Source organism: Niveispirillum sp. KHB5.9, from assembly GCF_048066115.1.
Classification (GTDB): domain Bacteria; phylum Pseudomonadota; class Alphaproteobacteria; order Azospirillales; family Azospirillaceae; genus Niveispirillum.
This window is the reverse complement of the sequence record NZ_JBLTYX010000001.1, coordinates 56,372-69,498: the sequence shown is the minus strand read 5'-3', so window position 1 is coordinate 69,498 and position 13,127 is coordinate 56,372. Positions and strand designations below refer to the sequence as shown.

11 protein-coding genes are annotated in these 13,127 nt (G+C 64.9%); 1 reads left to right on the top strand and 10 read right to left on the bottom strand.

The window, feature by feature from the left end:
* Positions 1-22 precede the first annotated feature (22 nt).
* A complete protein-coding gene (locus tag ACM9HJ_RS00250; protein ID WP_416569653.1) occupies positions 23-787 on the top strand; it encodes an SDR family NAD(P)-dependent oxidoreductase in 765 nt (254 codons plus the stop codon).
* Between the two features lie 205 nt (positions 788-992).
* Here the strand turns inward: ACM9HJ_RS00250 and ACM9HJ_RS00245 are convergent, their stop codons facing one another.
* The 10 genes from ACM9HJ_RS00245 to ACM9HJ_RS00200 form a co-directional block, all read right to left on the bottom strand.
* Positions 993-1,787, bottom strand: a complete 795-nt coding sequence (locus ACM9HJ_RS00245) for an IclR family transcriptional regulator (RefSeq protein ID WP_416569652.1) — start codon at positions 1,785-1,787, stop codon at positions 993-995.
* 285 nt (positions 1,788-2,072) lie between these two features.
* A complete protein-coding gene (locus tag ACM9HJ_RS00240) occupies positions 2,073-3,371 on the bottom strand; it encodes an oligogalacturonate lyase family protein (protein ID WP_416569651.1) in 1,299 nt (432 codons plus the stop codon).
* A complete protein-coding gene (locus ACM9HJ_RS00235) occupies positions 3,368-4,873 on the bottom strand; it encodes a glycoside hydrolase family 28 protein (RefSeq protein ID WP_416569650.1) in 1,506 nt (501 codons plus the stop codon). The genes ACM9HJ_RS00240 and ACM9HJ_RS00235 overlap by 4 nt, the downstream gene beginning before the upstream one ends.
* Complete coding sequence (locus ACM9HJ_RS00230; RefSeq protein ID WP_416569649.1) at positions 4,870-5,859, bottom strand: hypothetical protein; 990 nt, start codon at positions 5,857-5,859, stop codon at positions 4,870-4,872. The genes ACM9HJ_RS00235 and ACM9HJ_RS00230 overlap by 4 nt, the downstream gene beginning before the upstream one ends.
* A complete protein-coding gene (locus tag ACM9HJ_RS00225) occupies positions 5,846-6,805 on the bottom strand; it encodes an alpha/beta hydrolase (protein ID WP_416569648.1) in 960 nt (319 codons plus the stop codon). Before ACM9HJ_RS00225 ends, ACM9HJ_RS00230 begins: the two co-directional genes overlap by 14 nt.
* Positions 6,806-6,922: 117 nt before the next feature.
* Positions 6,923-8,173, bottom strand: coding sequence for a rhamnogalacturonan acetylesterase (locus tag ACM9HJ_RS00220; RefSeq protein WP_416569647.1), 1,251 nt, complete (start codon positions 8,171-8,173; stop codon positions 6,923-6,925).
* A complete protein-coding gene (locus ACM9HJ_RS00215) occupies positions 8,170-9,393 on the bottom strand; it encodes a glycosyl hydrolase 53 family protein (protein ID WP_416569646.1) in 1,224 nt (407 codons plus the stop codon). The genes ACM9HJ_RS00220 and ACM9HJ_RS00215 overlap by 4 nt, the downstream gene beginning before the upstream one ends.
* Positions 9,390-10,298 carry an amidohydrolase family protein gene (locus tag ACM9HJ_RS00210; protein WP_416569645.1) on the bottom strand — a complete coding sequence of 303 codons (909 nt, stop codon included), beginning with the start codon at positions 10,296-10,298 and terminating at the stop codon, positions 9,390-9,392. The genes ACM9HJ_RS00215 and ACM9HJ_RS00210 overlap by 4 nt, the downstream gene beginning before the upstream one ends.
* Positions 10,299-10,422: 124 nt before the next feature.
* A complete protein-coding gene (locus ACM9HJ_RS00205) occupies positions 10,423-11,898 on the bottom strand; it encodes an MFS transporter (protein ID WP_416569644.1) in 1,476 nt (491 codons plus the stop codon).
* A gap of 72 nt (positions 11,899-11,970) precedes the next feature.
* Positions 11,971-13,077 (bottom strand): glycoside hydrolase family 88/105 protein, encoded by a 1,107-nt coding sequence (locus ACM9HJ_RS00200; protein WP_416569643.1) that lies wholly within the window; start codon positions 13,075-13,077, stop codon positions 11,971-11,973.
* Positions 13,078-13,127: the final 50 nt, after the last annotated feature.

Genomic DNA, 13,127 nt, shown 5'->3' with positions numbered 1-13,127 from the left:
ATATGAGATTTGGAGGAAAGCCATGCGTTTGCTAGAGGGCAAGACCGTTCTGATCACCGGTGCCTCGCGCGGGATCGGTGCCGCCGTCGCCGTTGAATGCGCCCGTCACGGCGCCAATGTCGCCATCAACTACGCCTTCTCCCCGGCCGCCGCCGATGAAGTGGTGGCGCAGATCGAGGCGTTGGGCCAGAAGGCCATCGCTGTGAAGGGCGACGTGGCCGACCATACGGCCGCCCCGGAATTCGTGAAGGCCGCCGTGGACGCGTTCGGTGGCGTCGATGTGTTCGTCTCCAACGCCGGCATCTGCCCGTTCCATGGCTTCCTGGACATGCCGGTCGATGTCGTGGACCGCACCATCAAGGTGAACCTGAACGGCGCCTATTACATGACCCAGGCGGCCGCCAACCGCATGAAGGACCAGGGCCGCGGCGGCGCGATCATCGCCATCTCGTCCATCTCGGCATTGGTCGGCGGCGGCATGCAGACCCACTACACGCCCACCAAGGCCGGCGTGCATTCGCTGATGCAGTCTTGCGCCATCGCGCTGGGCCCCTACGGTATCCGCTGCAATTCGCTGCTGCCCGGCACCATCCTGACCGACATCAACAAGGATGATCTGGCCGATACGGCCAAGCGCACCTACATGGAAGGCCGCATCCCGCTGGGCCGCCTGGGCCAGCCGGAGGATATGGGCGGGCCGGTGGTATTCCTGGCCTCGGATCTGGCGCGCTACGTGACCGGTGCGGCGCTGCTGGTCGATGGCGGCGCGTTTGTGAATTTGCAGTGAGTGGGGTGCGGGGTGGGAGAACCTCACCGCGAAAGCCCAGGCTGTGAGGGTTTTCGCAATATCTGCCGTCACCCCGGCGAAGGCCGGGGCCCAGATGACAAGCGCATTGCTCTATGACTTGGGCCCCGGCCTTCGCCGGGGTGACGGTAGTCAGGTTGGCAACGAAGGTGCCCACGGGTTTCGCGGAAATACGGGGTGGGAGTAATTACCGCCGCCCCGTCGCCCCGCTCCACCCCATGCCACGGCTGATGGCGCGGGCGGTGTCCTTGACCGTGGAGATCAGTTCCTGCATGCGGTCGTCGCTCATATACTGGGCGGCGCTGGACAGGCTGATGGCGGCGATGACCTTGCCGTTCGCCCCCCGGATCGGGGCCGCGACGCAGCGGATGCGGTCCTCGTTCTCTTCCAGATCGAAGGCGTAGCCGCCATTGGCGTATGTGCGCATGCGCTGGACCCAGACGGGCCAATCGCTTTCGGCGTAACGCTTGTCGTGGAAGGCACGCCAGCGCGCTTCCGCCTCATCGATGATCAGGGCCTTGCCCAGGCCGGTGGACGCGATGGGATGGCGTTCACCCACGCGCGACCCGATCTCGATACGGCGGCGGCCGGGGATCTTGTCCAGATAAAGCGCCTCATCCCCGTCCAGGATGCCCAGATGCACGGTATCGTCGGTGGCGGCGGCCAGATCCTCGATATGCGGGCGGGCGACGCGGGGAATGTCCATCTGCCGCTGCGCCAGATAACCCAGCTCCAGCAGCTTCGGCCCCAGCTGGTACCCTTCGCGCGGGGTCAGGACCAGGAAGTCGCGTTCCACCAAGGCGGCGGCCAGCCGGTGGGTGGTGCTGCGCGTCAGGTCCAGGCGTTGGGCCAGCTTGGCCAGGCTGATCGGCCCGTCGGCAACCGCCTCCAGCACGTCCAGCCCGCGCAGCAGCGTCTGGCTGCCGCTGGGGGTGGCCTTGGGCGTGGCCTCTTCTTCATGGTCGGCGGGGGCGCTGCTCATCTGCTCGTATCACTCTCTCATTTTGCGGAACAACATCCCATAAACCGGCCCAAACGGCAAGGTACGGGACATGTCAACGCTGTCGGAGCGGGTTGGAAATCTGTGGAAAACAAAGCGGTTAGGGGGATGTCGTTTCAAATCCCCCTTTCCATGGAACGCTGGTGTTCCGCCAATCTGCCGAAGGCTTGACCTTTGGCAGATTGGAGACCGGCGACTGCCGGTCCGCGCCCTCGTGGGCGCGTAAGCCAAGGCGGCGGATGCCGCCGCCCGGCGCTTGAGGAAACATCAATCCGCCTTGGCCAGTTCCACCGCGTAGACATGCACGTCGCCATGCATGTTCGACCGGAACACGATCCATTTCCCATCGGGCGTGAAGGTGATGTTGGGCTCCAGCCGGTAATCATGCGCGCCCATATTGACCAGCTTTTCCGACCGCAGCACGCCGGGGCGGATCAGTTCGTCGGCATCAGGCGCATGAATGCCGGCCACGTCGGGGATGCCCTCGGGCCGGAACAGATAGATCCATTTGCCGTCCTTGGCCCTGGCCACCATCTCCGCGTCCCCGCCATCGCCGGCGAACAGGGCGCCGTCGCGTGAGACGTTGAAATGCACCGACCATTCATCACGGGTCAGGTGGTACCAAGTGCGCTTGCCCGTGGCGATCTCATACCCGGCCAGCCAGAAATCCTCCCCGCGCGGGGTTTGCAGGTCGTACCAGATGGTCTTGCCATCGGCGCTGAAGAATTCATGGCCCGCGATCTCCATGTTCATGGTGCGGGTATGGACCTTGGTCAGGCCCGACCCGTCGGTGCGGATGGTCCAGATACGGTCCACCCGGTGCCACGGCCCCTCATGACAGAACATGATCAGGTTGGGATCGGTGGGGGAGAATTGCAGGTGGTTCAGCCAGTCGGTGGCCTTGTGCACGCTGCGCTGGACCCCGGTCTTCAGGTCGATGGTGAATATCTCCATCGGCACCCGCGCTTCCAGCCGGTTATAGAGCCGCACCTCCTTGGCGTCGGCATAGGTCATCGGCTTGCCGTCGGGACCCAGATGTTCGTAATGATTGTCGAAGCGGGTGTTCTTGGGATCGGGTGCGCCGGGCTGCAACTCGAACTTCCGTTCGGCCAGCACGCCCAGCAGCAGGGTCTCATCGGCATTGATGGACCCGATCTGGCCCTTCTTTACCGTGACCAGTTTCTGCACCTTGCCGGTGGCCGGGTCGGCGGCGAAGACATCCACCCCTTCCCCTTCGGCCTGCTGCGGCTTACGGGTGAAGAACACCCGGCCGGTCTTCGGCCCGGTGAACAGCAGGTTAAGGTCGGCACCCGAGACCAGCCGCGTCTGCTTGCGCGTGGCCAGTTCGATCGTGTCGATACCGTCGGGATGGGTGACGATCAGCTTCCTGCCGTCTTGCGTATAGCCGTTCTGGTGGAAATACAGGCTGCGCGTGCCGGGCTCGGTGGACAGGCGGATAACGCGGTGGCCCGTATCCTTGTCCACCCAATCGCGCGGTGCCTCATCCGCCGATACCGACAGCCCGGCCAGCAGCGCCAGTGCCAGCAGACCCAAACGCGCGATCATGGCCGAACCTCCCCCGTCAGGCCGCGCACATCCTGGCAGACCAGGGCCTTGGTGCCGGCTTTATTATGCAATGCGATGTCCTGGAAATGGACGAAGTCCGTATCCTCCAGCCAAAGGGCCGGGCGCCCGTCCGGCAATGCGGCCGTCAGCGTCGCGCCATCGACCCGCACATCCGCCGCATGGCGCACAAACAGGCCCCAGCAGGGTAGCGGGCCGAACATGCTGGGTTCCGGATAGGCGTCCGGCTTCTCCGGAACCGGCATGTCCGTGACAGGCATGCCGCCGCGATAGGTGATGTCGATATCAGACAGCACGATGTCGCGCACCGGGTTGCCCGCTTGGCCCGCGATGATGCTGGAAAAACGCGGGTCCACGTCGGTGGCCTTGATCCGGCTGATCCGCACACCGCGAACCCGGCTGGGTTGCGTGCCGTCGGGCGCCCGCATCCGGGCGCCGGCATAAATGAACAGGGCGGCGGTGGTGATCTCCCGCATGGTGATGTCGCTGATGCGTACATCCTCCAGCATCCCGCCATCCACCGTCTCCAGCGCCAGCCCGCGCGAGCGCTCGAACAGGCAGTTGCTGATCTCGATATCGCGGAAATCGCCGTTGCTTTCGGTGCCCAGCTTGATGCGCCCGGTCATCCCATCCTGATCGGGCGCCTTCGCCTGCGTCCGCTGCAATGTCCCGTCCAGCATCGTGCCGGGATCGAAGCCGCTGACATGGCAATCATGGACGCGGACATGCTCGGTATGCCGCACCTCGCCCAGCGCCAATGAGGCCTTCAGCACGATGGCGTCATCATTGGGTGTGTTGATGCGGCAATGGCCGACGGTGGCATGGCGCACGCAATCCAGATCGATGCCGTCGCGGTCGGTATCGATGCGCAGGCGCTGGATGTCCAGATGGTCCACGCCGGTGGCCAGCACGGCGAAATGCCCGCCCTTGGTGATGGTGAAGTCGCTGAGCGTCACGCGGGTGCAGTTCTTCAGACCGATGGCCTTGTTGCCCTGGCCCTGCATCGCGGCCTCTTCCGGGTCCTCCGCCGCCAGCTCTTCGGCACTCATCCCCGCCATGCTTTCGGGGAAGTACCCCTTACGCTTGGCCCATTTCGCCCCGGGACCCTTGCTGGTCAGCCCGTAGCCATCGATCAGGCCCGGCCCGGTGATGGCAATATCGGTCAAGCCATCGCCCCAGATCAGGCTGTTGCGCCAGTGGGAATGGCCGAAATCCTGATAGATGTCGTGCGGGTTGGCGTCGGGCAGGTCATAGGCACCGAGATCCCCCGGCACCGCCGCCCTTATCACCGCCCCCGCCGCCAGATGCAGCCGCACCTTCGACGCCAGCCGGATGGTGAAGCTCAGCCACACCCCCGCCGGCACCAGTACCGTCCCCCCACCCGCCTCGGCGGCGGCCAGGATGGCGCGGTTGATGGCGGGGCTTTCGATGGCCACCCCATCGCCCACGGCACCGAAGCTGCGGATATCGAACCCGTCGGTCACGGCGCCACCAGCTTCACATCGACGGGTTTCTCACGGTCGGCCGTCAGCCAACCATCCTTGAAGCCCAGTTCCGCCACCTGGATCACCGACCGCCGCTGCCAGGTGGGATCGTCCTTGGCCTCCGGCTCCCCGCCCTGCTGCACGAAATAGAACAGGTACGCCTGCCCGCCGCTGACCACCACATCGGGATGCCCGCCCTTGGCCCGGTCGGTCAGCGCCGTCCCCGGCTCCTTCAGCAAATTATAGGGCTGGTGTTCCCAATTGGTCAGGTCCTTGGAGCGATAGACGCCCAACCCATCCCAGGCATCCATCACGATCCAGTACCAGCCCTGCCATTCGATGATCTGCGGTCCCTCGCCCCGTGTCTTCACGGCGACGCCGCCATGGGTCCAGGTCTTCAGGTCCTTGCTGTCGGCATAATGGGTCGACGACCCGTCGCGCTCATCCTTGTACCAGAGGCGCCAGCCGCCGGTCGGCAGCGGATGCACGGCGGCGTCGATGACCCGGTCCGACCCCAGATCCACCTTGCCGGCGAAATCCCAGACCTTCAGGTCGCGGCTGGTCAGGCGCACGATCTCGCGCGATGCGTTCCAGTCCTTGAACACGCCCGGCACGACGGTCAGAAACATGTGCCACTGCCCGTCGATATATTCGACATTCGGCGCCCAATAGGTGATGTCGTCACCCTTGCCGTAACGGATGTCGGCGGTGCCGTCATAGGTCCAGGTGTTGCCACCATCCTTGGAAACGGCCCGGCCGATGCCGGTGCCATGCACCCATTCCACCCCGTTCGCACCCTTCATGCTGGCGCGGCGGTTGGTATAGAACATCACCCACTGTTTGCCGGCCGGGTCATAGACCAGTGAGGCATCGGCGGCCCCGTCGAACACCGGATCGCGGAACAGCGGCTTGGGCGCGTCGGCCAGCGTTGGCAGCGTGACGGAGGCCGCCAGCAGGGCGGCGGCGAACAGCTTACGCAAAGCCATGGGTGCGGCTCCATTCGATGAACAGGTTGGGCCAGGCGGCCACGGGGGCGGCCTTGGTGGCGCGCAGGCCGAAGCCATGGCCGCCGGCCTCGAACAGGTGCATGGCCACCTTGGCCTTCTGCGCCCGTAGTGCCGCATACATCAGCAGCGCATTCTCCACCGGCACGGCGCCATCGTCGGCGGCGTGGGTGATGAAGGTGGGGGGCACGTCGGCCGGCACGCCGGTTTCAGCGGAGAACTCCTCGATACGTGCCTCGGTCGGGTTTTCGCCCAGCATCTGCTTGGCCGACCCGCCATGGGCGATGCCCGGCTTCATGGTGATCACCGGATAACCCAATGCCGCGATGTCCGGCCGGGCCGACAGCCTGTCCGCCGCATCCACCGGCCTGTAGGTCTCCTTGCCATACCGGGTGGCCGCCATGGCCGCCAGATGCCCACCGGCGGAGAAACCCATCACGCCGATTCGGCTGGCATCGAAGCCATATTGCCCGGCCTGCGACCGCATCACCCGGATGGCGCGCTGCGCATCCTGCAACGGCGCGTCCGGCCCCGCCGCCCAGCCATCGGCCGGCAGCCGGTACAGCAGCACATAGACGGTGATCCCCGCACCTGCCAGCCATTGGGCGATGTCATAGCCTTCCTTGCCCACCACCACCCGCTGATACCCGCCGCCGGGGATGATCAGCATGGCGGCACCATTGGGCTTTTCCGGGCGGAACAGCGTCAGGTTGGGTTGGGTAACATTCAGGATGGCCACATCCTTGAAACGCGGATCGTCCGACCGCGCGATCTCCGACTGGGTAACGGTGACCTTCTCTCCGCCCGGCGGCTTGCCGGGCCAGAGCGGCAGCACCTGTCCCTGCACATCGCCGGCACGGGCACCGGGGACGGCACCCGCCACCAGGGCGGTCGCGGCAGCGGCGGTGAAAAGCTGGCGGCGGTCCATGGTTTCCATCCCTTTGAAGGCCGTAGGTCAGGTCGAGCCGGAGGCGAGCCCTGACAGCATTGCTAGAAATCCGTTTCCGTCAGGGCTCGGCTTCGCCTCGACCTGACCTACGCATTCTCAATTCCCGCGCGGCACCAGGTTCGACCGCATCGGGCTTTCCGGTAGCATCAGTGCGTCCGGCCCCGGTGGATGTTTGGGATCGAACGGCGCCAGATCGGCGCGGATATGGGATTTCAGGGCCAAATCCGTGCCCGCAACCCCCGCCACCACCGCCCGTGCCATCAGCCAGGCGCCGTAGTTATTGTGGTGGGTGGGGTCCTTGCCGTCATTGCTGAAGGCACGCGGGCTGATCTCCGGCCCCAACGCCTCATAAATGTCCTTGGACATCGCATTCAGGTCGACCAAAGCCACGCTCTCCTCGGCCGCCACCCGGCGCACGGCGTCGGGATAATCGCCATGGCTGTTGGTGATGCGGCCGGCCGCGTCGAAGGTGCGGCGATGCGGGGAGGTCACCAGCACCGGCACCGCGCCCCGCCGCTTCGCCTCGGCGATGAACACGCGCAGATAGGCCGGGTATGTCGTGGCCGGATCAACATAGGTCTGCGGCCAGGCGGACTTGCTGTCATTATGGCCGAACTGGATGAACAGATAATCGCCCGCCTTCATCCGGGACAAGACCTTGTCCAGCCGCAGCCCGGTGATGAAGCTCTTCATCGTCTCACCGGATTCGGCATGGTTGGCGACCGCGATGTCGGGCGTCAGGAAGGACGTGAACATCTGGCCCCAGCTGGCCCCCGGTTCCGACGGCTGGTCGGTCACGGTGCTGTCGCCGGCCAGATAGATCGTGGGCACATCGACGCTTTCCACCGACAGGGCGGCCAGACGCGGGGCCTTGTCACCAAACTCCAGGGTCAGCTTGTCATCCCAATGCAGCTTGCCCTGCTCGCGCTCATTGATGCGCACGGCAGTGCCGCCGGGCGCGTTCTGCGGCGGGGCCGGCAGCGACAGGTCGCGGACATTGACGATGAAGGACCGGGTTTCGAACTTGCCCTTGCGCGTCTCGATCCCCTGCAGCATCAACCGCCGGCTTTCCGCCTTCACGGATGTGCGCGACGGGGCCTTGACATCGCCCAGGCTCACCGTGACCCGATAATTGCCCTCCGGCACCTTCAGGGAGAACAGGAACGGCCTGTCCCCGCCCGGCAGGTATCCCGGTTCGAACCCGTATCCCTTGGCGGGATCATAGGCCTGGTCGGCGGTGACGACCGTCCCCTCCCCCTTACCGGCGAAGCGGAACTCCCAGCGTTCGGCATGGGCCGGCATGGCGATCCCCAGGCAAAGGGCGAGACAGGCGAGCAGCCGCTTCATCGTGCGGCCCCATAGCGCCGCGACAGGCCGCGATAGGTATACAGCAGCCTGTTCGCCTCATACCGCCCGCCCTTGCCATGGCGCTTCGGCCCCGGCGCGGGCGGTGGCGGGGCGGCAATGCCGGGCTGCACGGCACCCGGCGCCTCGGCAGAGTTGACGCCCTGGGACAGCAGGTCGGGCTTGGCCCCACCGCCGGCATTCCGACCATCCAGGTCAAACACAGCCTCCTGGTGGCGTGTCGGCTCCCAGATGAAACTGCCCCAGCCGCGCTTGCCCGGCGCATTGAACACCAGATCGTTCAGATACTCCTTGCGGCCGGAATATTCGACGGCGCAGAAGCCCAGCTTGGGATAGCGCTTCATAAACTCCGTGAAGGTCCGCTCCCAGTCGCCCTCCGCCAGCTGCTGATAGCAGGAGAAACCGATCAGGTCGAATGAGACCCCGCGCGCCAGCAGCGCGTCAGTCCATTCCCGCACGATCACCCAATGCCGGCCCAGATGGTTGTGCAGCATGATGCTGGCATCGGGCACAACCTCGCGCACCGCCTTGATCCCGGCCTTCAGCAGGGTGGCGAACTGATCGTAACCGCCGATACCTTCCGGTTTCAGATGCACGGCGTCGGTGGCCGGATTGCCGGTGGCCACCGGCAGCGCCACGCGCCCCTCCGGCCACAGCATGCCGAAAGTCACCTCATTGCCCACATGCACCATGTCGGGCGCCACGCCCTCCGCCTTCATGGCGTTCAGGCTGTCGCGCGTATGGGCCTCCACCGCCTTGACCAGATCGGGGAAGGACAGGTCCTTCCAGGCGGCGGGCTTGTCCTGATGCTGCGGATCGGCCCAGGTGTCGGAATAATGGAAGGTCAGGGCGATCTTCATCCCCGCCGCCTTGACGCGCTTGGCCAGCTTGATCGTCTGTTCCAGCCCGCACCAGGGGCTGTCCTTCCTGCCCGACGAATAACCATTCTCCGGGTTCACGAACAGCCGCAGGCGGACCCAGTTGAACCCAGCCCCGGCCAGGATGGTGAAGATGTCCTGGCGCTTGCCGTCCAGATAATATTCCGCCCCCGCCGCCTCATCCTCCGGGATCCAGGAGATGTCGGCACCCAGGATGAAATCCCCCGGCCGTTCCGGCCCCACTGCGGCCCCCGCCGGCAGTGCGAACCAAGCCCCGGCCGCCAGCGCGGAAAGCCCCAGTTCCCGCCGCGTCAGCCCCGTCACAGGTCCACCGCCAGGCGATAGGTACGGGCGGCATTGCCGGCGAACAGGGCACGGCGCTCGGCATCGGTGAAGCCGGCGGTGATGGCGTCATAGGCGGTGTAATGCACCCCGAACCCGCCATAGAGCTTGTCGACGGGGAAGTTGCTGGCGAACATGGCGCGGTCGGTGCCGAACGCGTCGATGGCGTGCAGCACGAAGGGCCGCAGGCTGTCGATGGTCCATTGCCGGTCGATCATGGCCAGGCCGGAGAGTTTGATGAACACGTTGGGCTGCGCTGCCAGCAGCGCCAGACCCTGGCGCCACAGGGCCAGACCGTCCGCATCCTGATCCGTGGGCATGCCGGCATGGTTCAGGATGACGGGAATGTCCGGGTGCCGGGCCGCCAGTTCCGCCGCCACCGCCATCTGCGACGGATAGATCTGGAGGTCGAAGGATAGGCCGTACTTGGCCAGCAGCGCATAGCCCTTCTGCCAATCCGCATCGCCGATCACATCGCGCGCGGAGTATGTCCGGGCCGGGTCGTCATGCCAGTTGATGATATGCCGGATGCCGCGCACCGCCCCGTGTTCGGCATGGGCGGCCAGCAGCGTCTCCACATCCGGATCGTTCAGTGCTGCGAACGCCACCAGCGCCATGGGCAGCCGCCCCTCATCCGCCACGCCCTGCAACCACTGCGTCTCCGCCAGTGAATGGGCGGTGCTGGCGCCAGCCTCCACATGCACCACGCCGCGCACGTCGTAGCCGCCCGTGTCGGCCAGATATTCCGACAGGCCATAGGGCACGGCGATGGGCTCGACATTACCGGCGGCGTTGGCCGGCAGCGGCCGGTCCATCAGCCAGGAATAATGCTGGCGGGTGAAATCCCACAGATGCATGTGGGGATCGACGATGGGCAGGCTGGACATGGACGTCTCCCGGTACGATCTGTTTTCGTAGGTCAGGTCGAGCCGCAGGCGAGCCCTGACATTTATTGGCACTGTCGCTTGTCAGGGCTCGCCTGCGGCTCGACCTGACCTACGGCGTTCTTTCTCACCGCCCCCAAAGCCGCTCGTACTTCCAGCCTGTCAGGTCTTCCAGTATGGACCGGCGCTCCGGCGTCGTCTCCAACTGGCCCTCCTTGAAGCGGGCGATCTCCTCCATCAGGATCACGTGGCGCGGGCCGTCCAGGCGGAAGCGGCGGGACACGGCGAACCCGGCCAGCAGCACGCCGATGGTGCCGAATCCCATGACCGCCAGGATGGTGGTGATGGCCTGTTCGCTCTGCGTGTCGGCCTTGGGCACGAAACCGCCGGCTTCCAGCACCAAGCCCACGCCCATGACGGCGGCCGCCTGCGTGGCCTTGCGGATGAAGGTCATGACCCCGGCGAAGATGCCCTCGCGCCGCTTGGCCGTCACCACCTCGTCCACGTCGGCCATGTAGTTGTAGGTGTTCCAAGGGATGTAGTTCAGGCCGCCACGGCCCAGGCCCGACAGGATGATCGGCACGAACAGCCACAGATGCAGATTGTCCGGCCGGAAGAAATGGATCGACAGGAAGCCGATCACCCCCAGGATATAGAAGCACACGGCCAGCCGGTATGACGGCGCCGGGTGGAAGCGCAGGCAGAGCTGGATGAACAGCGCGACGGAGAACAGCTGGGCGATATACATGCTGCCCAGCAGGCTGGACGCTTCCGCCACCGATCCCATCAGCACGAACACGATGAAATAGGTGAAGACGGCGTTGAACACATCCTGGCTGATATAGCCGCCCAGATACATGCCCAGATGCAGACGGAAGGCGCGGATCTTCAGGGTGGAGAACAGGTTGGCGTAGAGCGTCTTGAAGCTGTCGCCCAACGACATGGCCGGCTCACCGGCCTTCATCTGCTCCACCTCCCCCACCGACCGCTCGTACGTGAATGCCCAGGTGAAGGCCAGCACGATGGCGAAGGCGACGGCGAAGATCACGCCCATGATGAAGAAGGTTTCCGCACTGTCCTTGCCACCGACCCAGCCGACGATGGCGGCGGGCAGGAAGCCGGCGGCGATGGCCGACGATTGCGCGAACAGGATGCGGATGCCGGCCAGCTTGGCCTTGATCTTGTAATCCTTGGTCATTTCGGCGGCCAAGGTCTCGTACGGGATCAGGACGATGGCATACACCGTCTCGAACAGTACGTAGGTGGCCAGATAATACCAGAATCCCTGCCCGCTGACCCACATCAGCGCGAAGCTGGGCACCAGCGGGATGCAGATCATCAGGAAGAAGCGGCGCCGGCCGAAGCGGCGGCCAAGCCTTGTGCGATAGAAATTGTCGGACAGGTGGCCGACGATCGGGCTGACGATGGCGTCCAGCAGGCGGGCGATGGCGAAGATCGCCGCGGCCTGCGTCGCCGACAGGCCGCAGAAGGTGGTGTAGAAGAACAGGATCCAGCCGCTGATCACGGCCATCGATCCCGCCCCCAGGATGTCATTGGCGCCATAGGCCAGGTAGTTGATGGGCTTGACGCTACGCTGGGTCATGGACGTTTCCCTGGGGTTTGTTCTTATTGTGGAGGGCGCGGGGATCGGACCGCGATCCGATCCCCGGCACCATCAGATGAACCGACGCAGCATCTCCGTCAGGCAGACGATGGCCAGCGACTGGCCATAGGGCATGGAGGTGATCTTGACGTCGCGGTAGTACTGGAGGTCGCTGCCCAGGGCGGTGCCGAACGACACTTCCTGCAGCTCGCCGTCGGGCGCGATCTTGCCCAGCACCGACTTCACGGCCTTGATGGCCATCGGTTCGTACTCGGCACTGATATAGCGCTTGCGCACGGCCTTCATGATGCCATAGGCGAAACCGGCGGCGGCCGAGCTTTCCAGGTAGGAGGTCGGATCGTCGATCAGCGTGTGCCAGCGGCCATCCGCCGTCTGGTACTTGGCCAGCGCCTTGATCTGGTTTTCCAGCGTATCGATCAGGAAGGTGCGCAGCGGATCGCCCGGCTTCAGGTCCAGCAACTCGATGAATTCCGGAATGGCGATGGTCACCCAGCAATTGCCGCGTGCCCACAGGGCATTGGCGAAGTTGTGGCGGCCATCGAAGGTCCAGCCGTGGAACCACAGGCCGGTCTTGGTGTCGAACAGATACTTGATATGGATGAGGAACTGGCGCTTGGCCTCCTCCACATATTCCGGACGGCCCAGCAGCAGGCCGATCTTGGCCAGCGGCAGCACCGACATCATCAGCGTGTCATCCCACAGCTGCTGCGGGTTCTCTGAGTTGAACACGATATGCTGGAACCCGCCCTCTTCGGTCTTGGGCAGGCCATGCATGACCCATTCCGCCCAGGTGTCCAGATAGGGGATATAGGTCTGGTTGCCCGTCTTCTCATAGAGATAGGCCAGGGTCAGGAACGGGCTGACGGTGTTGATGTTCTTCGTCGGCGTGCCGGCGGCGAAACGGTCGCGGAACCAGTCCAGCATGATCTGGAAGGCGCGCTCGTTGTTCGTCTGCTCGTAATATTTCCACATGCCGTACAGGCCGATGCCGTGGGTCCATTCCCAGTCGTTCCAGCCTTTGGTGTCGATGACGCGGCCGTCGTCCAGCCGCAGCAGGAATTCACCGGTCTGGTCCTTGATATCGACCAGATTGCTGATCAGCAGGTCGATGGTCCGGGTGATGTCTGCGGCCTGAAGGCCGTGGGCGAGGTTGGGCATGGGATGGTCTCTCAAGTGCGTAAGTTGGATTTGGTGTGGGGATGCTTCCC

Bases quoted from the DNA above. Each gene is read 5' to 3' on its own strand.
- ACM9HJ_RS00250 (WP_416569653.1), top strand. From the start codon at position 23: ATGCGTTTGCTAGAGGGCAAGACCGTTCTGATCACCGGTGCCTCGCGC.
- ACM9HJ_RS00245 (WP_416569652.1), bottom strand. From the start codon at position 1,787: ATGAGCAGCGCCCCCGCCGACCATGAAGAAGAGGCCACGCCCAAGGCC.
- ACM9HJ_RS00240 (WP_416569651.1), bottom strand. From the start codon at position 3,371: ATGATCGCGCGTTTGGGTCTGCTGGCACTGGCGCTGCTGGCCGGGCTG.
- ACM9HJ_RS00230 (WP_416569649.1), bottom strand. From the start codon at position 5,859: ATGGCTTTGCGTAAGCTGTTCGCCGCCGCCCTGCTGGCGGCCTCCGTC.
- ACM9HJ_RS00225 (WP_416569648.1), bottom strand. From the start codon at position 6,805: ATGGACCGCCGCCAGCTTTTCACCGCCGCTGCCGCGACCGCCCTGGTG.
- ACM9HJ_RS00220 (WP_416569647.1), bottom strand. From the start codon at position 8,173: ATGAAGCGGCTGCTCGCCTGTCTCGCCCTTTGCCTGGGGATCGCCATG.
- ACM9HJ_RS00210 (WP_416569645.1), bottom strand. From the start codon at position 10,298: ATGTCCAGCCTGCCCATCGTCGATCCCCACATGCATCTGTGGGATTTC.
- ACM9HJ_RS00205 (WP_416569644.1), bottom strand. From the start codon at position 11,898: ATGACCCAGCGTAGCGTCAAGCCCATCAACTACCTGGCCTATGGCGCC.
- ACM9HJ_RS00200 (WP_416569643.1), bottom strand. From the start codon at position 13,077: ATGCCCAACCTCGCCCACGGCCTTCAGGCCGCAGACATCACCCGGACC.